Source organism: Advenella sp. FME57 (assembly GCF_014897675.1).
GTDB lineage: Bacteria > Pseudomonadota > Gammaproteobacteria > Burkholderiales > Burkholderiaceae_B > Advenella.
The window spans coordinates 22,361-45,329 of sequence record NZ_JABUXU010000023.1 but is presented as its reverse complement, the minus strand read 5'-3'; the positions used below and the strand labels follow the sequence as shown (position 1 = coordinate 45,329).

22 protein-coding genes are annotated in these 22,969 nt (G+C 54.7%); 11 read left to right on the top strand and 11 right to left on the bottom strand.

The genetic code is table 11. The features are described 5' to 3' along the window. From INT32_RS20110 to INT32_RS20095, 4 genes are all read right to left on the bottom strand, one after another. A partial coding sequence (locus INT32_RS20110) for a toll/interleukin-1 receptor domain-containing protein (protein ID WP_193090474.1) occupies positions 1-2,306 on the bottom strand: 2,306 nt, incomplete at its 3' end. Between the two features lie 142 nt (positions 2,307-2,448). Continuing rightward, on the bottom strand, positions 2,449-2,877 hold the full coding sequence (locus INT32_RS20105; RefSeq protein WP_193090473.1) for a VOC family protein: 429 nt from the start codon (positions 2,875-2,877) through the stop codon (positions 2,449-2,451). A 316-nt stretch (positions 2,878-3,193) separates the two neighbouring features. Next, positions 3,194-3,568 carry a tripartite tricarboxylate transporter substrate binding protein gene (locus INT32_RS20100; protein ID WP_193090472.1) on the bottom strand — a complete coding sequence of 125 codons (375 nt, stop codon included), beginning with the start codon at positions 3,566-3,568 and terminating at the stop codon, positions 3,194-3,196. Between the two features lie 64 nt (positions 3,569-3,632). Next, a complete protein-coding gene (locus INT32_RS20095) occupies positions 3,633-5,924 on the bottom strand; it encodes an NADP-dependent malic enzyme (protein ID WP_193090471.1) in 2,292 nt (763 codons plus the stop codon). 165 nt (positions 5,925-6,089) lie between these two features. Between INT32_RS20095 and INT32_RS20090 the strand changes: the two genes are divergently transcribed. Beyond that, entirely contained in the window at positions 6,090-7,022 is a 933-nt protein-coding gene (locus INT32_RS20090; protein WP_193090477.1) for a LysR family transcriptional regulator, read from the top strand. 60 nt (positions 7,023-7,082) lie between these two features. On the opposite strand, the gene INT32_RS20085 is transcribed toward INT32_RS20090, so the two are convergent. From INT32_RS20085 to INT32_RS20075, 3 genes are all read right to left on the bottom strand, one after another. Then, positions 7,083-7,415 (bottom strand): chaperone modulator CbpM, encoded by a 333-nt coding sequence (locus INT32_RS20085; RefSeq protein ID WP_193090470.1) that lies wholly within the window; start codon positions 7,413-7,415, stop codon positions 7,083-7,085. Further along, the gene (locus INT32_RS20080; protein WP_193090469.1) at positions 7,412-8,362 is read right to left on the bottom strand and encodes a DnaJ C-terminal domain-containing protein; all 951 of its coding nucleotides are present in this window, start codon (positions 8,360-8,362) and stop codon (positions 7,412-7,414) included. The genes INT32_RS20085 and INT32_RS20080 overlap by 4 nt, the downstream gene beginning before the upstream one ends. A 104-nt stretch (positions 8,363-8,466) precedes the next feature. Continuing rightward, positions 8,467-9,399, bottom strand: coding sequence for a LysR family transcriptional regulator (locus INT32_RS20075; protein ID WP_193090468.1), 933 nt, complete (start codon positions 9,397-9,399; stop codon positions 8,467-8,469). A gap of 103 nt (positions 9,400-9,502) precedes the next feature. On the opposite strand from INT32_RS20075, the gene INT32_RS20070 reads away from it, so the two are divergent. The 3 genes from INT32_RS20070 to INT32_RS20060 all read left to right on the top strand — a co-directional run bounded on the left by INT32_RS20070 (position 9,503) and on the right by INT32_RS20060 (position 12,334). Then, complete coding sequence (locus INT32_RS20070; RefSeq protein ID WP_193090467.1) at positions 9,503-11,029, top strand: CoA-acylating methylmalonate-semialdehyde dehydrogenase; 1,527 nt, start codon at positions 9,503-9,505, stop codon at positions 11,027-11,029. A 49-nt stretch (positions 11,030-11,078) separates the two neighbouring features. Next, a complete protein-coding gene (locus tag INT32_RS20065) occupies positions 11,079-11,822 on the top strand; it encodes an AraC family transcriptional regulator (RefSeq protein ID WP_193090466.1) in 744 nt (247 codons plus the stop codon). A 116-nt stretch (positions 11,823-11,938) separates the two neighbouring features. Beyond that, the gene (locus tag INT32_RS20060) at positions 11,939-12,334 is read left to right on the top strand and encodes a VOC family protein (RefSeq protein ID WP_193090465.1); all 396 of its coding nucleotides are present in this window, start codon (positions 11,939-11,941) and stop codon (positions 12,332-12,334) included. 18 nt (positions 12,335-12,352) lie between these two features. Here INT32_RS20060 and INT32_RS20055 read toward each other — a convergent pair whose 3' ends face one another. The 3 genes from INT32_RS20055 to INT32_RS20045 all read right to left on the bottom strand — a co-directional run bounded on the left by INT32_RS20055 (position 12,353) and on the right by INT32_RS20045 (position 15,246). Continuing rightward, entirely contained in the window at positions 12,353-12,802 is a 450-nt protein-coding gene (locus INT32_RS20055) for a PaaI family thioesterase (protein WP_193090464.1), read from the bottom strand. Positions 12,803-12,885: 83 nt separating this feature from the next. After that, on the bottom strand, positions 12,886-14,271 hold the full coding sequence (locus INT32_RS20050; RefSeq protein ID WP_193090463.1) for an MATE family efflux transporter: 1,386 nt from the start codon (positions 14,269-14,271) through the stop codon (positions 12,886-12,888). A 114-nt stretch (positions 14,272-14,385) separates the two neighbouring features. After that, positions 14,386-15,246, bottom strand: a complete 861-nt coding sequence (locus tag INT32_RS20045; RefSeq protein ID WP_193090462.1) for a LysR substrate-binding domain-containing protein — start codon at positions 15,244-15,246, stop codon at positions 14,386-14,388. Between the two features lie 142 nt (positions 15,247-15,388). Here INT32_RS20045 and INT32_RS20040 point away from each other — a divergent pair, with 142 nt between their 5' ends. The 7 genes from INT32_RS20040 (at position 15,389) to INT32_RS20010 (ending at position 21,945) form a co-directional block, all read left to right on the top strand. After that, the gene (locus tag INT32_RS20040) at positions 15,389-15,979 is read left to right on the top strand and encodes a cysteine dioxygenase family protein (RefSeq protein ID WP_193090461.1); all 591 of its coding nucleotides are present in this window, start codon (positions 15,389-15,391) and stop codon (positions 15,977-15,979) included. Continuing rightward, entirely contained in the window at positions 15,979-17,139 is a 1,161-nt protein-coding gene (gene metC / locus INT32_RS20035; RefSeq protein ID WP_193090460.1) for a cystathionine beta-lyase, read from the top strand. Before INT32_RS20040 ends, metC begins: the two co-directional genes overlap by 1 nt. Positions 17,140-17,207: 68 nt before the next feature. After that, positions 17,208-18,794 carry a rhodanese-like domain-containing protein gene (locus tag INT32_RS20030; RefSeq protein WP_193090459.1) on the top strand — a complete coding sequence of 529 codons (1,587 nt, stop codon included), beginning with the start codon at positions 17,208-17,210 and terminating at the stop codon, positions 18,792-18,794. Between the two features lie 19 nt (positions 18,795-18,813). Continuing rightward, positions 18,814-19,695 carry an ABC transporter substrate-binding protein gene (locus INT32_RS20025; RefSeq protein ID WP_193090458.1) on the top strand — a complete coding sequence of 294 codons (882 nt, stop codon included), beginning with the start codon at positions 18,814-18,816 and terminating at the stop codon, positions 19,693-19,695. A 99-nt stretch (positions 19,696-19,794) separates the two neighbouring features. After that, the gene (locus tag INT32_RS20020; RefSeq protein ID WP_193090457.1) at positions 19,795-20,490 is read left to right on the top strand and encodes an amino acid ABC transporter permease; all 696 of its coding nucleotides are present in this window, start codon (positions 19,795-19,797) and stop codon (positions 20,488-20,490) included. A gap of 12 nt (positions 20,491-20,502) precedes the next feature. Beyond that, on the top strand, positions 20,503-21,198 hold the full coding sequence (locus INT32_RS20015) for an amino acid ABC transporter permease (protein WP_193090456.1): 696 nt from the start codon (positions 20,503-20,505) through the stop codon (positions 21,196-21,198). A 21-nt stretch (positions 21,199-21,219) separates the two neighbouring features. Then, entirely contained in the window at positions 21,220-21,945 is a 726-nt protein-coding gene (locus INT32_RS20010) for an amino acid ABC transporter ATP-binding protein (RefSeq protein ID WP_193090455.1), read from the top strand. A gap of 66 nt (positions 21,946-22,011) precedes the next feature. Here the strand turns inward: INT32_RS20010 and INT32_RS20005 are convergent, their stop codons facing one another. Then, the gene (locus INT32_RS20005) at positions 22,012-22,899 is read right to left on the bottom strand and encodes a LysR family transcriptional regulator (RefSeq protein ID WP_193090454.1); all 888 of its coding nucleotides are present in this window, start codon (positions 22,897-22,899) and stop codon (positions 22,012-22,014) included. Between the last annotated feature and the right edge of the window lie 70 nt (positions 22,900-22,969).

Sequence of the window (22,969 nt, the reverse complement as noted above, 5' to 3'; positions counted from 1 at the left end):
GTCTCTGTTTCCCAGATTGCCATTTTGTGGTCGTCGATTCTGGAGGACACCGTGCGACCATCATGGCTGAACGATATCACGCCTCTGACCGATAAGGGCTTGCCCAGCGGTTTACCTGTTGTCGCACGATAAAACCGCAATGTACTCATACCCTGTTCGGGAACGGAAATGGTGTAGAGATAGTCCTGTTCGCTGGCAACGCCGAATCGGTCAATTTGCTCCGGGCTGCGGATGAAGTCTGTGAGTTTGCCGTTGCCAGCCAGCGCTGCGTACTGCAATTTATGGCTATTTTTTTTCAGAAGCGCAATGCCTTTACCATCTGGCATGGCGCGAAATGAGTGCAAATCCGATCCCAAACTCAATTGCAAGCGCAATAATGGCGGCGCCAGATCAGTTACCAGAAAAAACATCCCTTCCTGGTTTTCCACCCGTTGTGTGAGATCGGGAGACGCATTGATCACGTCATCACGCAGCATGGCTGAAAGGCTGACACCGGCGTTACCGGAGGTCACCGGCGTATTGCTGTCCATATCGTACACAGTATAGTCACTCTGCCAGACCACGACAAAAGACCTGCCATCTTCGTTGAAGTAAATATCGTCGGCAATCAGCTGGACTGGAACTTTGGCGATCCGGCTATCGCTGCGCCGCAAGTCAATGTGATACAAGCCGTTAGTCGCACGAACAAACAAATGGCGTGCCTCTGGACTGAACCTTAACCAGATAATCCCGCCCGGCACCACATAGTCCCTTGCCTGCTGCAGTTTTCCGTCAGCATCCATGGGATACACACGCACACGGTTGTCATTGTCCTCGGTTTCGTGAAATGCAATGGCGTTGCCCCGCGCAGCGAACAGGTAGCGTTGGGTATTACCGCCCTCGCGTTGTCGCACCGGCACCTGGTCAATGATTGTTTTCCCGTCTTGCACATTGAAGAGGAGTGACTTGATGTACTGCATTTTACCGCCGGCCACATGCCAGCCCTGTATGACAAGCCATCTGCCATCCGCACCCGGCGCAAAAGAGACGATACGCAAATCGTCGGGTGCTTCATAGACCGTCACTTGCGGCTTGCCATCCTGCCACTTTGCTATCTTGTTGTCGGCCGTCGTAAAATACAGCGCGTTCTGGCCGTCAAACGCCAACTTCGAAAATGCATTGGCATTGGCATCGGTCAATATGGCATGCACCTTATGCGTGTACGCATCCCATATCTGCAGGCCCCGCTGTGCGTTAGATGTCGCATTGAGCGCCGCAATCCAATGACCATCGGGGCTGAACACGGGCGTTGAACCCAGCCTGGGCATCGGCGTCATGCCGTTCTGGCGCATCAGCATCGATTGCACGTATAACGCGGTCCGTTCATTGCCGTAGCGAGCGGCCGCCGCCATATAGGCCGCGCCTTCTCCCACCTCCCTCTGATCGATCTTGTTCAAGCCAGACAAAAATAGCGAGCGCGACAGCATGGTTTGCGCGGCATTGCGCTCTGTCCACGCGTACACGCCCAGGCCCATCGCCATGACAGCCAGCATCCCGATCACGACTGCAATCCGCTTGACGATCCTCGTACGCTGCCTGGCTTTGGCCAGCTGATAAGCCTGATCACGCTGCGTCAGGTCGCCCAGCGGCACATCAAGCACACCTGCAATAATCTTGAGTTTGGCCAGATCAAGCCGATCCTTGTAGGCCTGAACGCGACGCTCCACTTCCTTTCGGGAAAGTGTACGATCGCCCTGCAAAGATTGTCGATACGCCTCCGGTGTCGTAAAGCCCTGTTCCTGCGTACCGGGCAGACGGACATCTGCAGCGATGGGTTCCTGGCTCACGTTGTGATCGATATTGCCCGACTCGTCCACGCGATAACGCAGCACCTCGGGAAAACACTGTTGCGCGGAAGACTCGGCGCCGGATTCCGGTTCGCCGGCAAGAATCAGCGCAATAATCCGATCGCCCTTACCGGTCTGTTTGAAGCGGCGTAGTTCCTCGCTTACATAGACAGATCGGGCCGATTGCGGCGAGCTCAGGTAGACAAGATAGGATGAAGCGTCAAGTGCTGCGGTCAGCGCAGAGGACAAACTGGCGCTGGCCGACAGTTCCTTTTCATCCTGAAAGACGGGGTAGATTTGTGCCACAATGGGCTTGCCGGCACGATTGGGTCTGCCCACCAGATCGGCAGGCACCTCATAGGTTTCCAGTTCATGATGCAGCCAGTCTGCCCATTTGCGCCCCTCCTGTCTGTTATCAGCGTGGCTGTAACTGATAAACGCCGCATAGGTCAGCCGGTTGTCTACCGTTTCTTCGGTCATATTATCTATTTATGCTGACAGGCTCCCAAGCCATGGTTTTACTGTAGATCGGCGCCATAGACAATAGCCGGCCACCCGGTTTACGGCAAAATGATGTATCGGATTGTGAGTTCTTTATGGCGCTTGTGTTATCGCAGCATGTTCACGACGGCTGCCACGGATCATAACTGGTGAAATTCCAGATATTTCCTTCCATGTCTTTGGCATCATAGGAACGCCCCGGGTAGCCCGAGTTATCGTAAGGCGGCTGGATAATAATGGCACCGCACTTGGCCGCATGATCAGCGTGGGCATCGGGGTCATCAACATGCATGCAAATGCACATGGTGATACCGCGGGCCTCGTCGGGTGTCAGCCATTGGTACAGGTCCTTAGCTGGCGACTCCCGGTCACTGCCCAACATGATCATATTGTTGCCAATAACCAGTTGGGCATGATGAATGATATTCGGGTCTTTTTCGTCCGCGTAGATCGCGTGCTGGGTAAATCCGAATGCCTCGCACAGAAAACGAATCGCTGCGGGCGCATCCTTGTACCGCAGACAGGGAATAATTGCACTTTTTTCCAACATGATGAATCTCCTGATCCAGTCAGAACGACAAGAGCAATCGGCATTTACATTTGTGATTGAACACGCAAAACCAGCAAGCGCGTACGTTGTTTGGCCCGTATTGCCCGTTACCTCAATCGTGTATATGCAGCATGGCGCCTGCGTATATGTGTACATATGTACATGTGTACAGGCACGCCATGATCGTAGCCGCCGTATCAGTTTACTGTTGCATGCCCGTCGCTGGCAACAATAACAGCCAACTTACCAGCACAGTATGACCAGCGCATTACCTAGCCAAATCCGGCAGCGTCAACGCCATACGACCGTTGGTGCTTTATAGTTTACTGGGTTTCACGCCGGATGCCTCTGCGGCCTCGTCCCAGAATTTAATTTCTTTTTCAATAAATGCCTGACTGTCCTGCGGCGAAGCGATGAATACTTCATTGCCTATGGCCGCCAGTTTGCTTTTCAATTGTGGATCCTGCAGGATTTTTTGCATGGCTTCGTTCAACACCCGCACTATATCGTCCGGCGTACCGGCAGGCGCAAGCAGCGCGATCCAGGCCGTTGCATCAAAACCAGGCACGCCCAGTTCCGCCAGCGGCTTTACGCCGGAAAATGCCTGAGATCCGCTTTTATTGGCCACGCCGAATACGTTAAGACGGCCACCCTGAACGCGGGGCTTGATCGCAGGCGCAGCGTCAAACATGACCGCTGTATCGCCCAATCTGGGCGATACACAGATGAAATATTGCAGGAGACGGCCAGGGCGATCAGCTCTCGACGCGATTCGCATCAATAACCGTCAGCGCAGCCATATTGACGATGCGCCGGACAGTAGAGCTTGAGGTCAGGATATGCACAGGTGCATTCACACCCAGCAGGAACGGCCCGACCGCCACGTTGCCTCCGGCCACGGTTTTCAACAGGTTATAGGCAATATTGCCTGAGTCGACATTGGGGCAGACCAGCAGGTTGGCTGATCCCTTCAATGTCGATGAAGGCAGAATGCGCTCGCGCAGCACTTCATTCAAAGCGCAGTCGCCATGCATTTCACCGTCAACTTCCAGTTCCGGATCCTGTGCCCGCACCAGCTCCAGCGCACGCCGCATCTTGTCTCCAGAGGCCGAACTGCCTGAGCCGAAATTGGAGCGTGACAGCAATGCCACCTTGGGCACAACGTCCATCTGCGCGAGTACCCGCGCCGCAGCCAGGGTGTACTCGGCAATCTGTTCGGCGGTAGGATCATCATTGATGTGGGTATCGACCAGCGCCACCATGCGCTGATCGAGCAGCAGAATATTCATGGCCGCATACGACGTTGCGCCGGGTTTCTTACCGATCATCTGATCAACGAATCGCAAATGCTCGTGATAGGCTCCCACCGTGCCGCAGATCATGCCATCGGCATCGCCGACATGAACCATCATGGCGCCGATCAGAGTCAGACGACGACGCATTTCCACGCGCGCCATTTCCTTTGTGATACCGCGGCGGCACATAACTTCCCAATAATTGGTCCAATACTGATGAAAGCGTGAGTCAAATTCCGGATTGGTCACTTCCACGTCCTCACCCAGTTTCAGACGCAGCCCATATTTTTCAATACGAGCCAGCAACACAGAAGGACGACCTACCAGGATCGGGCGCGCCAGCTTTTCATCAACCACGACCTGTACCGCACGCAATACGCGCTCGTCTTCCCCTTCGGTAAAGACAATGCGCGCCTTGCCTCCGTCGCGGACAATCTGCTTGGCCGACGCAAACAGCGGCTTCATGAAAGCGCCTGAGTGATACACAAACTGCTGCAGTCTTTCGGCATAGGCCTCCAGATCATGCAGCGGACGTGTTGCCACGCCGCTTTCCATGGCCGCCTTGGCCACAGCAGGTGCCACCCGGACAATCAGGCGAGGATCGAAAGGCTTGGGGATCAGATACTCTGGTCCAAACGACAGATCATAGCCACCATAGGCGGTTGCGACCACATCGCTGATTTCTTCTTTGGCCAGCCCGGCAATCGCATAGACCGCGGCTTTTTCCATTTCACGTGTGATTGTCGTGGCGCCCACATCCAGTGCCCCGCGGAAAATATAAGGGAAGCACAGTACGTTATTGACCTGATTGGGAAAATCGGAGCGGCCGGTGGCCATGACCACGTCGTCACGCACAGCCAATGCGACTTCCGGCATGATTTCCGGGTTCGGATTGGCCAGGGCCAGGATCAGCGGGCGTGCCGCCATGGCTTTGACCATCTCGGGCTTGAGTACGCCACCGGCGGACAAGCCCAGAAATACATCGGCGCCATCGATCACATCGGCCAGCGTGCGGTGCTCGGTTTTCTGCGCAAAGCGCTGCATTTCAGGGCCCATGGGCGTATTGCGTCCCTCATAGACTACCCCGTCGATGTCCGTCACGAATACATTTTCCAGCGGCAGGCCCAGATCCACCATCAGATCCAGGCATGCCAGCGCTGCCGCGCCTGCTCCAGACGACACCACCCTTACACTTGCAATGTCCTTGCCGACCACCGTCAGGCCATTGATAAAGGCAGCCGCAACGGTAATCGCGGTGCCATGCTGATCGTCATGAAACACGGGAATACTCATGCGCTCACGCAGTTTGCGCTCCACCTCGAAACATTCCGGTGCCTTGATATCTTCCAGGTTGATCCCGCCAAAGGTGGCCTCAAGCCCAGCAATAATCTCTACCAGCTTGTCCGGATCGGTTTCATTGATCTCAATATCGAAAACATCCAGTCCGGCAAACTTCTTGAACAGAACGGCCTTGCCTTCCATTACCGGCTTGGAGGCCAGTGCGCCGATATTTCCCAGGCCAAGCACGGCGGTGCCGTTACTGATGACGCCGACCAGGTTGCCACGTGCGGTATAGCGGAATGCATTGAGCGGGTCAGTCACGATTTCTTCACAGGCAGCCGCTACACCGGGCGTATACGCGAGCCCTAGATCCCGCTGGGTTACCAGCGGTTTAGAAGCGGTAATGGAAATTTTGCCTGGCACGGGAAATTCGTGATAATCCAGCGCGGATTGACGATCGATGGTACTCATGGCGGTAGCCTCCTGAAGAATTGATTTTGCAGCCAGTTTAGACTTTCTTTATAAGTAAATTATTTTCAATTATGATACTGATATATCAATTACCTTATATCTGCTTAAAAATTGAACACACCGACTGCGGATACGCTTGAACACAGACTCGCGGGTCGCCTGAAAATGCGCCACCTCACCTTGCTGCTTCACATCGGCGAACTGGGGGCGCTAACCCGCGTTGCCCAGCAAATGGGCACCAGCCAGCCTGCCGTCACCCACGCATTGGCTGAACTGGAAGATATGTTTGGCGTGCCCCTGTTTGAGCGTACCGGACGCGGCATGACGCCGACAGCCGCCGGCAAGGTACTGCTTACGCGTGCCCGCAGCATGTTGCACGACGTCAGCGCACTCTCCCGTGAAATGACGGCGGTCAATGCCGGCCGCATTGCCCACCTGCATGTGGGCGCCATTCCCTTCATTCCCGGGCAAATGCTGTCTGCGGCGCTTGAGCGCACCCTGCCCGAGCGCCAACGGATGACCGTTACCATACATGATGGCACCAGCCGCAGCCTGATGACGATGCTAAGGGAGCACGCGCTGGATTTTGTGATAGGACGGGCTTCGGCATCCCTGGATATGACCGGACTGCAGCAGGAAGTACTTTATTACCAGTCACCGCGCCTTATTACCAACCGCGAACTGGCGGCCCGACTTGGCCAGCGCCGGGCCGACTGGCGACATCTGGCAGAGCTGGACTGGATTCTTGAACCCGCCCCTGCGCCCTTGCGCGAGCAGGTGGCCGATATGTTTCTGAGCGCCGGCGTGGTGCCCCCGCAGCCACTCATAGAAAGCCTGTCGGCAAAACTGACCGGTGAAATCATCGCTGCGCGTGATCATGTGGTCTCGATCGTGCCCAATGATATTGCCGAAGAACTGGTGCGCATTGCCGGCGTGGCCGTGGTTCCCTGGTCGCTGCAGTGGACGCTGTCACCCATCGCCCTGTTCAGCCTGAAGGACAGGCACAAACGTGATGTGGATACGAGATTTATCCAGTCACTCAAGGACTATTGCGTAAAACACCGCTCCGCCTATTCCCAGGAGCGGTATCAATACTAAACACTGCTGAACACAACGCGGCCCGGCCATCGCCGCGGCCTGTTCAAATTGCAGATGTGGTTACTTTGGCTGGCTGCCGCGCCTGGCAGCCGGCTGCAATGCCAGCAATTCGGATTCCAGCGCATCCACCCGACGCAGCAAATTGAGCACCAGCGCTACACCATCGGCATTCAGGTCAAAGTCGTCGCGCAGCCGTCGCGCCTTGCGCGCCACCACAATACATTCGGAATAAAACATGCCCGAGTCCGTTTGACCGCTCACGGGCGAAAGTACGCCGGTCTCTACCAGCTCCATTACATCGGCTTCACTCAAGCCTGAAACGGCCGCCACATGCTGCAGCGAACACACTTCGTCCTGGTTCAGCCAGATGGTTTCAGTAATCTGCACACTCATGATTGGCCTCCTGCAAAACGCTGCCTGCGCGGTTCAAACCCCGAGGACGCGGCAGCCAGTTCGGTGTATAGCGCCTTCTCACGTTCGCTCACCGATGTGGGGACTTCAATTGTGATGACCGCATACATATCGCCTTGTACGTTGCCACTGCCCGGAAGACCTCTTTTGGAAAGGCGCATTTTACGGCCAGCCACCGTACCGGGCGGAATGGTCAGCGACACCGGACCGCCCAGCGTGGGAATTTCCACGCTCGCCCCCAGCACCGCCTCCCATGGGGCCAACGGCACTTCAAGCGCCAGATCATTGCCGTTTACCTGAAAATACCTATGTGGCTGCAACTTCATGATCACGAACAGGTCTCCGGGCTGGCCGCCATTCATGCCCTGCCCGCCCTTGCCGGCCAGGCGCAAGCGCTGGCCATCGGCCGCGCCCTTGGGAATGCGGATGCGAAAGGTTTTCGGCACGCGATGTAACAGGCCCTGGCTGTCATAATCGGGGACTGCAACGGAAATCTCGGTTTCGGCGCCGTTATAAATTTGCTCCAGTGTAACCGGCATGGTGAATTCAAAAGTTTCTCCATGGCGCGCACGATTGGCATAATTGGCCGCCCCTTCGCGCTGCGCCTCGGCAAACGCCTTTAGCAGATCGGACAGGTCCACATCTGAAAAGTCTTCGGAGGATTCATGAAAATGCTGTTGCCATTGATGCGGTGGCACAAAATCGTCGCCCTGCCGATGCTGACCAAGATTGTCATAGGCTGCGCGTTTCTCCGGGTCCTTCAGCGTGGTGTAGGCCTCGGCCACTTCCTTGAATTTAGTCTCGGCGTCGGGCTCCTTGGATATATCGGGATGATATTTGTGAGCCAGGCTGCGATAGGCCTTCTTGATCTGTGCCTCGGTCGCATTGCGCTCTATACCAAGGGTCTTGTAATAATCAACGTATTTCATTTGCACCTGCCGGTTTCAATGTCATTACGGGTTTGATGCGTTGATTTTAACAAGTATTTGCTGATCGGCCACTCATCGCAATGGCAACGCTCAAGAGAATGAGTCTACAGAAAAGATTGTTCCCGAAACGATGCCTTCAGGTAATCCACCAGTAGCCGGATAATGCCTGGCACATGCGGGCTATACGGACGCAGCGCATAGATATGGTCACCAAAGACACTGACCGACTGCCATTGCGGCAGCAGTTCAACAAGCGTGCCCCGATCCAGCTCTCTTGCTACCGAAAAATCGGGCACCAGCGCGATACCCTGGTGCGCCAGCACCATTTCCCTAAGTGTCTCACTGTTGTTGGCTGCAAATGAGCCGTTGACCTGCACGCTCACCCGCCGCGACGATGATCTGCGGCTCTCGAAATGCCAGGCCGGCTGCCCCCCGGAGCGCAAATAGGTAAGACAGTTGTGATCGGCCAGATCCTGCGGCCGCACCGGCCGGGGGTGCGTTTTCAGATATTCCCGGCTGGCAAGCAACAGTGTTCTGGTGGTGCAAAGCTTCCAGGCGACATAGGTTTCCGGCACAGTGGAAGAATGGCGAACGGCAAGGTCAAAACCTTCCTGCGCCAGTGGGCTGATATGATCGGACAGTTCAATGTCGATGCGGATTTGCGGGTACTGGCGCATGAAGGCGGGAAGGCGAGGAATAATCTGCTGGCGGGCCAGCGCCACCGGTGCAGTCAGGCGAATAATGCCCTGGGGTGTATCGGCCAGTTCGCGGATGCGGGCGCATCCGGTTTCGATGCTGCTGAATGCCGGTCTGGTTTCGGCAACCAGTTCGCGCCCGGCTTCGGTCAGCCTCACGCTGCGCGTCGTGCGCTGAACCAGCGCAATACCCAGGGCACTTTCCAGTTCCTGTATACGCTGGCTCATGGCCGCCTTGCTAACCCCCAGCCGTTGGGCAGCAGCAGTATAGCTGCCGGCGACCTCCAGCATGCCAAGCCAGTAGATATGAGACCACAAGGGTTCGTTTTTCAAATTTTTCATACCCTCATTGTCCATTATTTTGAACAATTAATCCACAACTGGCCTATTGATCGCGTCGCTTTGCCGTGTCTATACTGGTGCCATCATCATCAAGGAGCCGAGTATGAATTCCCCAGCCACAGCCGCTTTTACAGACAGCACCGATGTCGTCAACTATATCAATGGCAGCACCGTTACGCCCCAATCCACAGAAAAACAGGCCGTGTTCAATCCTGCCACCGGTCAGACAGCACGCCACGTTGTGCTCTCGGGCGCCAACGAGGTAAACCTTGCGGTCAGCGCGGCCAAGGCTGCAGCAACACAGTGGGCCAATATCCCCCCCATTCGCCGGGCGCGCATTATGAATCGGTTTCTCGGTTTAATGCATGAACACGCCGATACGCTAGCAGCCATTATTACGGCCGAACACGGCAAAGTCTTCAGCGATGCCCAGGGCGAAGTTGCCCGCGGTATCGATGTAATCGAATTTGCTTGCGGCATTCCTCAACTGCTCAAAGGCGACTTCACTGATCAGGTGTCCACGGGTATCGACAACTGGACCATGCGCCAGCCCCTGGGTGTCGTTGCCGGCATTACGCCATTTAACTTTCCCTGCATGGTGCCGTGCTGGATGTTCCCGGTAGCAATTGCAGCAGGCAACACCTTTGTGCTTAAACCCAGCGAGCGTGACCCCAGTGCGTCCCTGTTCATGGCGCGCCTGTTCAAGGAAGCCGGCCTGCCCGACGGGGTCTTCAACGTGATTCAGGGCGGCAAACCTGCCGTGGATGCCATTCTGGAGCATCCCGACGTCTCTGCTGTCAGTTTTGTCGGCTCCACGCCGATTGCACACTACATCAGCGAGCGCGCCGCTCACTTTGGCAAGCGGGTCCAGGCGCTGGGCGGCGCCAAAAACCATATGGTCGTCATGCCCGATGCCGACATCGACCGCACCGTCGACGCTCTGATCGGCGCCGCGTACGGCTCTGCTGGCGAGCGCTGCATGGCGATTTCGGTGGCCGTGCTGGTTGGCGACATTGCCGATACGATTGTCGAGCGGGTTGCCGAAAGGGCCAAACAACTTGTTATTGCAGATGGCATGAATCCGAAAGCCGAAATGGGGCCCATCGTTACCCGTCAGTCGCTGGAAAAAATCGAATCGTACATTGAAATCGGCGTACAGGAAGGCGCTACTCTGGTGGTTGATGGACGCGGCCATAAGGTCGCCGGCAATGAGGAAGGCTTTTTCACCGGCGGCACACTGTTTGACAATGTTACGGCTGACATGCGAATCTACAGGGAAGAGATCTTTGGCCCCGTGCTTGCATGCATCCGTGTCAAAGACCTGGGCGAAGCGATCAATCTGATCAATGACCACGAATTCGGCAATGGCGTATCGTGCTTTACCAGCGACGGGCATACGGCCAGAGAATTTTCACGTCGTATTCTGGTTGGCATGGTCGGCATCAACGTGCCTATTCCGGTGCCAATGGCATGGCACGGTTTCGGCGGCTGGAAAAAAAGCCTGTTCGGCGATATGCATGCTTACGGTGAGGAAGGCGTACGCTTTTATACACGCCAAAAATCCATCATGCAGCGCTGGCCGCAAAGCATTGATAAAGGCGCGGAATTTGCAATGCCAACGGCAAAATAATTTCACTTTGTCATTTCACTTTGTATAGGGGGCCGGTAAACTGGCGTCTATGCACACGCCCGTCCAACCCGGTATCCCTCGTTTTCTGCAGGATGGTGTTTTCTATCAGGAACACCATCCTGATCCCGCATTCGGCGACCAGATATATTGCCTCTGGCAATTGCGTACGACCTATGCATTACCCAGCGATTGCCACTACCTGGTGGTACCGGACGCATGCATCGACCTTGTCTTTGATCTGTCCGAGCAGGCAGACCAAGCCGTTCTGGTCATGTCACCCGGCATACGGGCACTTGATCTGAATCTGGGGCGGCAGTTTCATTATTGCGGCATTCGGCTTTACCCCGGTGTCTGGCGCGGATCGCAGCATATCATCGCGCAATCGCAAACCTTTTCTTCGCTGGGTGGCGTCGACGCCGCCGCCTTCACCCGTCAGTTGGGCGCATGCTCAGAGGCGGGCCAGCAACAGCTGCTGCAACATTTCGTGCGCCAACTCACCATGCAAGGCATCGCCAACGATGCGGCCTGGATGCCACAATTGCTGGCGCAAGCGGACCGCTTGACGAGTGTGGACGATCTGGTAAGGGTATCCGGCTACAGCCGCAGACATTTACAGCGACTCTTTTCTGAAAAAACCGGGTTCTCGGCTCACGATTTTCTGAAGATCCTGCGCTTTCACCAGGCGCTGACCACCCAGCGCCTTGATGCCTATGCCGATCAGTCGCATTACATTCGCGAGTTCAAGCGCATCACGGGTATTACACCCGTGGCATTCCAAAAAAAATACCGCTAACAAAACAACATTCCGGACAAAACAGGGCTGGCGCGCCTGGCCAATCATGGCCGAAATATACAATACAGGCGATACCAGACCGGACTATGATCAGGCCTGCGATCCAGGAGCCCATGATGAAAAAAGTCTATTCAATTGTGATTACCGAAAAACTGCAGGCTTGTGCCGATTTTTACACGCGCCATTTTGCTTTCAGCGTCGTCTTCCAGGAAGATTGGTATGTTCATCTTGTGCATGAAACGAGCGGAGCCGAACTGGCTTTCATGGCCCCGAACAGCGCCAACCAGCCACCGCAATTGCACGCAGCCTACCAGGGAGCTGGTATTGTCTTGAGCATTGAAGTTGACAATGCCGAACAGGAATATCGCCGGCTGACACAAAGCCAGGACTGCGACATATTTCTGCCCATAAAGGATGAACCCTGGGGTCAGCGGCATTTCATGTTGTCGGACCCGGCCGGTGTCTGCGTAGACGTTGTCGAACAGCGCGATAGCGGCGGGCAAGCTGCCTAATCGGCGTTGCGAACGAAGTCATGCGCCGGAACCGGTTGACTCAGGCAGTACGACAATCGTGCCCTGAGCTGTGGCGCACAGTTTTTCCTCGCCGTCCTTCACAACAAGCAAATCGCAGCGCGTGACGGCCTGGGTGCGCCCCTTATAGACTACGTGCCCTTTGGCCACGAGTACCTCTCCGACGACAGGTCGCAAAAAATTGATCTTGAATTCAGATGTAATCACTGGAATGCCGTAGGCAATGCCAGCAGCAAAGGTAAGCGCGGTATCGGCGGCATAGCCGAGCACGCCGCCATGGACCGTGCCCAGGTGCTGCATGAGATTGCCGTCAATGCAAATACGAAACTCACACGTGCCATCTGCTGACGCTTGCGTGGCCTCGGTTTTCAATAGGGCGCTAAACGGCTGCCGGGCCAGAATGCCCCGTACCCTTTTCAACACATCTTCGTTACTGACCGCGTGGTTCATGATCTCATTTCCCAATGTTAAGTAGCGCTTCAGGCACTGGCATCACGTGCCTATGGCTGCAACACCTGCCTTAGCGCTGCGCTTTACCGCCGAGCCTGGTGCTCCATCTGACGTACATAATAATAAAACCGCAGCCAGAGCAACAGCGCAGTGGCACTCAGCCCGATGAAAAACCCCAGCCAGATACCATTAACGCCCATATGAAAGACATAGGTAAAGACCAGTACGACAGGCACACCGATCAACCAATATCCCACCATGGTCAGCACAAATGTATCACGAGCCTTGAGAATGCCGCGCATGGCGCCCACCGCCAGATTTTGCTGGCAATCGGCAAATTGCAGCAGCGCAGCCAAAGCCAGAAGGGGAACGGCAATTTGCAGAACACTGCCGACATTTTCCGTATTCTCTTGTAGAAACAGCCCAATCAGGGTTTGGGGTATGGTCACATAAATAATGGCTACAACGCCCATCGCCACAAAGCCCATCCGAATAATCGCCTTGGCCAGCAATCGCAAGCGTGATGTATCGCGCTTTGGCAAGGCATGACTCATATGAATGGACACTGCGTGGGACAAGCCGATGGAAACCATAAATGCAATATTCACATACTGGAATGCAAGGGTATGGGCAGCCAGACTGGCTGCGCCGAGCGTGCCTGCGACCAGCGTCAGCACCGAGACAAACCCTGCTTCGCTGGCATACGCCGCACCGGTGGGCAAACCCAGCCTGAAGGCGTCACGAATAAACAGCCTGGATGTGGTCGAGCGCAACGAGACGGTGCCGGGCGTAGGCAGCCGCAGCACCGGCGCCAGCAGCCTGTCGCGACGGACCAGTGCGTAAAACCCCACAGCCATCAACGTTTGGGTAAACAGGGTTGCCAGGCCCACACCTGGCAACCCGAGCCCCGTCCAGGCACCGACACCAAACACAAACAGCAGATTCAGGCCAATATTGACCAGAACAGCAAGCAACGTAATTAGCAACAAAGGGCCTGGGCGTTTAAGCGCCACCGCCGCATTGCGCAATACCTGCAGCCACAACAGCGGAATAAGGCTGGGCGCCAGAAAGATCAGCAGCGAGTAACCCATTGACAACAATTGCGGGTCCTGTCCCAGATAGCGCAAGAATGGAAAGGCGACAAGCATGAACGCGACCATCAACGCGCCGCAGACAGTTGCCAGTAGCAGGCACAGGCGCACCTGGGAAGCCAGCCGGGCTCTGACACTTAGGCCACCCCTGGCCCAGGTCTGCGCAAACAGATTGGCCGCTGGTGTGACCAACCCTACGCTGGAGGTTCTGAGCAGTCCGAAAAGCGTAATGGCGATGCCCCCGGCCGCGATCTCTGTCGGACCAAGCATACCCATCATAATCAAGTCGGTGGTGGTCAGGGCGATCGAAGCCAGTTGCATCAGGACCAGCGGCCAGGCAAGAAAAGCAATCTCTTTGACAGTCGTACCAGCTTTCACAACTCACCAAATGCTAACAGCGCAAAAAATTCGAACCAGTACATGATATCTCAAATTATTTTTTTTTAAGTCGTCAACGCAGCAAGACAGCAAGCTGTAGCCCGGCCCTGAATCCTAGCCGTCGACATACTCGAACTGAGCGCGCAGCATTTCATAAATATGAAGTGTCAGCGGACTGATGGTGTCTTTGCGCGTGAGCAAGCGATAAGTCACGAATGGCAATGGAGGCAAGCCTTCGGCCTCGCCAAGCACACGCATATCCGGACCCAGAAACTCAACGCTTCTGACTGTCACCCCCAGCCCGGCACGTACCGCTGCCTTGATGCCCACCAGCGACGGTGCCAGATAATTAATATGCCACTTTATCTGTGTGCCTTCCAGTGCGCTAAGCGCCAAACGACGAAAGATACTGGGTTCATCGGCCAGGATCAGCGGCAACGGTGCCCGGCGGTTGTACGGAAAATCTGCAGCACATACCCATGCCGTCGGCGAAGTGCGCAACACAAATCCATTCAGAGCCGGATCATCGCGGGTTGAAATCGTCAGATCGATATCACCAGCCTCCAGTGAAACCATGAGCGACGGACTTCGATCGACCTGAATCTCCAGTTTTACCCTGGGCGCTTGCCGGGCAATATAGGTCAGCATGAGAGGCAAAATAGTGTCAGCGACATCCAGCGTAGCGCCCAGGCGAATTTGCCCTTCCATTTGCTGCTGGCCAACGGTACGCAGCACCTCGTCGTTGATCGCCAACAAACGCCTGCCGTATTCGGCCAATTGCTTGCCCTGCATGGTCATCACCAGCCGCCTTCCTTTTTTCTGGAACAAGGGATAACCCATTTGCTGTTCCAGCTTTTGCATCTGCTGACTGATGGCCGACTGGGTTTTGAACAGTACCTGCGCTGCACCCGAGAATGTATTAGTTTTTTCGACAGTTACCAGTGTTCTTAGCAAGCCAAGATCCAGATTATTCATAGGGAATACCCTTAAAAACAAGCCCTTGAAAGAATACCGCTCATAGAGATCATATTAGCACTGCTTATATGATTTCAAAAAATTCTAATTAGTAAATACAGGCTGAACTATCTATACTTTGACAAAATCACAGGAGAAATAAATGAATGCAAAGCAAGATAAGCAGGTTGCCGTCCGGCAATTTATCAACATCGCCAAAGACTTCGGCCAGGATCAACTGGACCGGGAAAAACTCGCCAAAATACGCGACGCCCTGATTGAAATTGCGGCACGTAAAGAGTGGTGGGGACAGGATACCTACCCGGCCCCCACCGGCGACGATCTGCAAGCGCGCTATCTCATTCATTCGGAGCCCGATAACAGTTATGCGCTTTATCTGAACGTCATGAAGCCTGGGAAAAAAATTGTTCCACATAATCACACCACCTGGGCCTGTATTGCTGCGGTAGAGGGCGTGGAAAGCAACTATCTATATGAACGCACCGACGATGGCAGCGTGCCGGGCCATGCAACCGTTGTGCAAACGGGCATGCAGGCCGTGGAGCCCGGTCATGGAATCGCCCTGATGCCCGATGATATTCATGCCGTGCGTATAGAAGACGACAATATCCGCCACCTTCATATGTATGGGCGAGCGCTGGAGACCCTGACCGAGCGCATGGCCTTCGACACCACAAATAACACCTGCAAGATCATGGACGTGGGCGTCAAAACCCAGCGGAGCCCAGGCTGATGTCAGCTGTCTCCAGAGCAACCCAACTGGCCTCGCTGGGGCGTCCAGAATCTGGATGGGCCAATACGCCTATTGTCAAAGGCAGCACCTATCTTTTCGACAGCCTGGGCCAATGGCGCGCCGCTCGTGCTCAGCGCGACACCGATAGGGTACTGTCATACGGCGCCCGCGGCAACGAAACGGTTTATGCGCTGGAAGATGCAATCACCGCAATTGAGGGCGGGTATCGCAGCAAGCTTTTTCCAACAGGCCTGGCTGCTATTGCCACTACCCTGTTTGCATGCCTGAAATCGGGAGATCATTTGTTGATTTCAGACGGCGTTTATGAGCCAATGCGACTGCTGTGCGAGACGCAACTGGCCAAGTTTGGCGTCACATGCAGTGACTTTTCGCCGACTGATCCTTACTGGGACCGTCAATTGCGTTCCGCGACAAAAATGGTCTATGTTGAATCTCCAGGTTCGCTGCTTTATGACATGCTCGATTTACCGGCGTTGTCACAGGTGTGTAAACAACGCGATATCCTGCTTTGTGCAGACAACACATGGGGTTCCGGCATTAACTACCAGCCGCTCAATTTAGGTTGCGATATTTCAGTCGTGGCAGCAACCAAGTACCTGGGCGGTCATTCAGATGTGATGATGGGTTCTGTCACAGCCAGCAAGGCCTGCTTTGCCCAAATAGAGCAGGCCAGCATCAATCTTGGACAGACCGTATCAGCCGAAGATGCCTTCCTGGTGCTGCGTGGGCTTCGCACGCTGGAGCTGCGATTGCAACGGCATGCCAGCAGCGCCCTGCACCTTGCCCAATGGCTGAGCACGCATCAAGCTGTACGCAGTGTGTTTCACCCCGCACTGCAAGGGGACGCAAATCATGAACTGTGGCAGCGAGATGCCACAGGCTCCAATGGGTTATTGACCATTGAATTTGATCCCGAACTGGCATCAGAAAAGATCGAACAGGCAATCGACGAGCTGCAACTTTTTGGCATCGGCTCATCCTGGGGAGGCTATGAAAGCCTGGTCCTTCCTGTCGACCCGGCTCGCACCAGGCTGCGCAACAGCAAACACCATGGCTACCTCCTGCGCCTGCACATCGGTCTGGAGGATCCCGCAGACCTCATGCGCGATCTTGACGTCATGTTCGATCGCATCACATAAGCTGGCGCGTGGTCCGTCGCACCTCCAATACTCATAAACCCTCTTCGAGCAAGGCACGAGAACTGACAATGAAATATATCAACGCCCACGCGCTGAAAAAACAAATCCATGACGCCGATGAAATCGCGGTCCTGGACATACGTGAGCATGGCCAATATGGCGAGAATCATCTTTTTTTTGCGGTATCTGTTCCCTATAGCACACTGGAACTGGAAATCGAAAGGTTGGTTCCCAGAAAAAATACCCGAATTGTGATGTATGGCAATAAGCATGACGACGAGGTTGTAAAACGCGCGCATCTTGCCGCAAGCGCGCTGGGTTATACCGACATCGGCATCCTGCAAGACGGCGTACAGGGATGGCAAGCCGAAGGATACGCGACATTCTCCGGCGTAAACCTGCCAAGCAAGACATTTGGCGAACTGGCAGAACACGTTTATGACACGCCAAGAATATCTGCACTGCAATTGCAGGCGTTGCTCACGGACGATCGCAATAAAATCGTTGTGCTCGATGGCCGTCCCGTGCCTGAATACAAAAAAATGAATATCCCGGGATCGGTATGCTGTCCAAACGGTGAACTGGCCCTGCGTGCAGGTGCACTTGCACCGGACCCCGAAACCACAATTGTCATCAATTGCGCCGGCCGCACACGCAGCATCGTGGGCGCGCAGACCCTGATCAATTTAGGCATTCCCAACAAAGTATACGCACTGGAGAACGGCACGCAAGGCTGGTACCTGGCCGACCTTCCGCTGGAGCATCAGTCGGACAGAATATACCCTCGTTCCATACAGGACAAAGACCTTCCGATATTGCAAAAGCGCTCAGCAGCGATGGCCACTCGCTACAACGTCCAAACGGTCGATGCTGCGCAGGTTGAACAATGGCTGATCCAAACGGATCGCACAACGTTCCTGTGCGACGTGAGAACCCCCGAAGAGTTTGCCCAAGGCAATCTTCCTGCCTGCGTCCAGCACGCCCCGGGCGGCCAACTTGTCCAGGCGACCGACGAATATGTGGGCGTAAGAAAATCACGGCTGGTGCTATTGGATTTTGACGGCGTACGCGCACCGGTTATTGCAAGCTGGCTCAGGCAACTGGGCTGGGAAGTCTATCTCCTGAAGAATCCGGAGAATCTGCAGGTTTCTGGTTCAGCTGCGATGCACCGTCCGGCCCTGTGCAACACAACCGTTCTAGCCGGCGATCAGATCACATCATTTATCAAGACCCATCCGCAGACAAAGATCATCGATACACGCCCCAGCATGCAGTTTCGAAAACTAAGGCTGCAGGACGCAACATGGGCAATTCGCCCGACAATGGCGGCGGTTGCTCCCAAGGATAAAGAGACAGCGATCCTGCTGATTGGCGAGCACCCTGAAAAGCTGCAAATCCTCGCGGACGATCTTGAGCGCGCAGGACACACCGAAATTTACTCTGCCTGCATGGACACTGAGCAAATCAGACACAGTGACCTTGCCGTGAGCACGGACGAGACCGTCCTGTCGGATGAACAATGTATTGATTTTTTATTCTTTGTTCACGACCGCCATCAGGGCAACAAGGAAGCAGCAAGAAAATATCTCGAATGGGAAACCAATCTCATATCGCAGATCGACGACCTGGAACGCCAGACGTTCTCATTTGACTAAAACACTACCGGAGCGAACGATGAAGAGACAACACCGCAGCACCCTGAACAACCCCACTTCCGGCAGCCAGCGCGCGTGGCTGCTGATTGCCCTGCTGGCCGCAACGTGGAGCACCGGCGCCTTTGCCAACCGCCTTGCCGATATCAAAAGCCGTGGTACCTTGATTTGCGGAACGCAAAATGCCAGTTCACCCTACGGCTATCAGGATCCCAAGCAACGCAAGTATGTTGGGTACGACGTCGATATGTGCCAGGCGCTTGCCAAAGAGCTGGGCGTCAAACTGCAGCATAAACCGTTGTCCACCGAGGCCCGTATCCCTGAAGTAAAAATGGGACGCGTAGACATTGTGGCCGGATCGGTAGCCTGGCTGCCCAAACGTGCCGAAGAAGTCGATTTCAGCTTGCAGTATCTACAGGGAAATATCAAGGTACTGGTCAAAAAAGAATCCGGCATCAAAACGCTGGCTGATCTGGCAGGAAAAAAAGTCTGCGCTTCATCGGGATCGAGCTCGGCAGCCATTGCGCACAAAGCCTTACCTGCGGCAGACATTCTCACTTATCAGAATATCTCTCAATGTTATCTGGGCTTGCAGAATGACAAAGTGCAGGCAATGAGCGCCGGAGAACTGGTGTTGCTCCGGTTTGCAAATGACTCACAGAAAACAGACACCCCTGCCGTTCTGCTAGATGAACCTACGGCCACAGAGCATATCGGCATTATCATGAATAAGGGAGAGCCCGAACTTAAAGCCGCAGTGGATAACGCCCTGACAGCCATGGAAAAATCTGGCGAGCTGGACACCATATTCAATAAATGGCTCGGCAATGACTCCATCTACAAGCTGACTCGCTCGTTTAAAGTGGTGCCCGTTGCCCAATTGGATACCAGCACCAAGCAATAGCATTAATCCAGTGATAGTCGCACGACCGGTGCGTGGCGGTGTCCACGCAGGCAATTCACCCACCAGGAGGACCCTGGGACGACCATTCCCAGGCTTACCATGAATTTTTCGCTTTCCTTGCTCTCCGATCCTGAAACCGTGCACTTATTGTTAAGGGGCCTGTCAGTGACGTTGCGTCTTTTCTTCGGGGCGCTGGTCTGCGGCTTTTGTGTCGCCTTGCTGCTGACCGCAGCCAACCTGATCCCGTCGCGCATCGTGCGGGCCATCATCAGTCTGTACGTGGAATATCACAGGAATGTGCCTACTGTCGTGCAAATCATGGTTTGGTATTTCGGCATGCCCGAGGTTTTGCCCAAAGCACTGAAAATATGGATCAACCAGGGAAATTCGGAGTTTTCCTTTGCGCTGATTGCCTTGTCCCTGAATGTAAGCGCCTATTATTACGAAGACATCCGTTCCGGAATCAAAGCCATCGCAGGTACGCAACTTGAAGCAGCCAGGGCGGTTGGTTTGAGTTCGGTACAGGCGCTGCAGTGCGTCGTGCTTCCACAGGCGGTTCGTATCGCCGTACCACCCATCATAAACCGCTCCCTGATTTTGTTTAAGGACACAAGCCTGGCCATGGTCATAGGCGTGACTGAACTGACGTATCAAGTCAAGCGCATTGAGAACATTACCTTCCAGACTTTCCAGATCTTCCTGATCTCGACAGTCCTCTACCTGGCCATTTCCTTGCTGATTGCCCTGCTCGGCGCGCAGGTCGCCCGTCTCTACCCGGCAAATTTCAGAAGATAGGAGCACGTTTATATGTATGATTTTATCGATACCTACGGCATGATGTTTCTGGTGGGCTCCTGGCCGGGTGGCCCTATTGGTGGCTTTGCCGGAACGCTCATTCTGGCGGCGCTCAGTCTGGCTGCCGCATTTCCGATCGCGTTGCTGATCGGCACCGGCAGGACCTGCGAAATAAAGATCATTCGTGCCCTCTCCACGATATGGGTCTACGTGTTTCGTTCCATTCCACTTATCATGATCATTTTCTGGGCCTATTTTTTGCTACCCACCATCATGGAGACGGAAATTCCTCCGTTCTGGACTGCCGTATCGGCCATTGTCATTTATGAATCGGCGTTCCTGGCCGAAATCATCCGGGGCGGACTACAGGCGCTTCCTGCTGGCCAGGTAGAGGCGGCGCGAGCCATGGGGCTTGGTTATTTTCAGACCCTGTTTACCATCCAGATGCCGCAGGCCTTGACCAGTATGATTCCATCTCTTTTGAATCAATTTGTCTCAACGATCAAGGCCACTTCTATCGTTTACATCATCGGCGTCAATGAAGCCGCTTTTTCGGCGCAACAAATAAACAGTATTGAATTGACCGGGACGCTGCGTACCTATCTTGTGCTGGCGCTGTTTTATTTTCTCATATGCGCTCTGCTTTCCAGACTGGCAAAAGTGCTGGAAGCCCATCTGAATGCCAAGCGCCTGGGTGCGGCCACCTGACCCATACTTACGGAGACAATCATGATCAAGTTTGAAAACGTCAACAAGTGGTACAAAAATTACCATGCCTTACGCGATATCAATGGGCAAATCAACGCCGGTGAAGTAGTGGTGGTTTGCGGACCATCCGGGTCCGGCAAATCGACCATGATCCGCACGATCAACAAGCTTGAAGACATTGCAAGCGGCTCGATCAGCATCGAGGGCCAATGCATCAACGACAAAAGCGTCAATATTAATCAGTTGCGCGCCAAGATCGGTTTTGTCTTTCAACATTTCAATCTTTTCCCGCATCTGTCGGTAAAGGACAACGTGGCCTTATCCCCGATCAAAGTCGCGGGCCAGTCAAGACAACAGGCCTACGAGATCGCCGAAGCATTGCTGGACAAAGTGGGTCTTTATGCCAAGAAAGATGAAATGCCGGCCAATCTTTCGGGCGGGCAACAACAGCGGGTGGCCATCGCCCGGGCACTTGCACAACAGCCACCGGTTATTTTGTTTGACGAACCGACCAGCGCACTCGATCCCGAAATGGTAGGCGAAGTATTGAACGTGATGAAAAAACTGGCTGCCGACGGCATGACAATGGTCTGCGTAACCCATGAGATGAATTTTGCCCGGGAGGTGGCCGATCGCGTCTGGTTTATGGACCAGGGGCAGCTTCTGGAGGACGCTACCTCAAGCGCCTTCTTCACCCAGGCCACCCACGAGCGCGCCCGCAAGTTCCTGGCGGATATTTTGCATTGAGCGATTTTTGAATCGTAATGGAGCCGCCGATAAAGTCCATTTTATTTCTTGCTGGAACGCAGATCGTCACCCCTGGCGATTCAAGGATTGATACGCCGTCAGCGCCGCTTCGCGAAAAGCCTGCACCAGCCTGATGCGCGCCGATCTGCGCGACCAGACCAGCCCGAAGCGGCGTGGTGCACTGACTTCAGGCAAGGGTAATTTGATAATTTTAAGGTCCCGTTTATACAGATTGGCCGAATCCGGAATAATGGCAACGCCCAGATTCTGATTGACCATCAGCGCGATGGATTCAATTGCGTTCAACTCAAAGCGCTCGGCCGGCACGATCGTTACGGCGCGCAAATACTGTTCAATCAACTTGCCGCTCCAGCTGTTATGGTCATAGCGAATGAAAGGCTCTGAGCGCAGTAACTGTGTCGGTTTTTTACCGCAATGCACTTCAGACGCAAGCAACACAAATGGCTCTTCGCGAAGCAAAAGCCATTCCTGGGTTTTGGGCAAGGTATAAGGGGGCTCAATCGCGATGGCAGCGTCCAGGTTACCGCTTTCAATGTCACGGTAAAAGTCCGGCGACACACCGGGCTGCACAACCACGTTGACGTCGGGATAGCGTCGCACCAGCAGGCTAAGGATATCGGGCAGGATACTGTTGAGCACGCTATTGCCTGCACCAATTCTGAGCTCACCGCGTATTTCGTTTGAATTGGCCAGGCCGGGCAATGCGTCTATTTCATTGATGATCAGCATCAGCCTGTCGAGCAAACGCAGGCCCGCCTCGGTCACATGCACGGTTTTTCCCGCTCGCGCCACCAGTGTCACAGCGATCTCTTTTTCCAGCGACGCAATTTGCTGCGCCACCGTCCCGTGCGTCACATTCAATTTTCGAGCTGCCTGGGCCATGGAGCCAAGCTGATGAACCAGGAGAAAGGTGCGGATAAAGTTTGTATTCATCATTGTTCCGCGCATCATTGTTCTGCGGTTAGGGCGGTTGATACCGGCACGCTGCTGTCAGCCTGCCGGC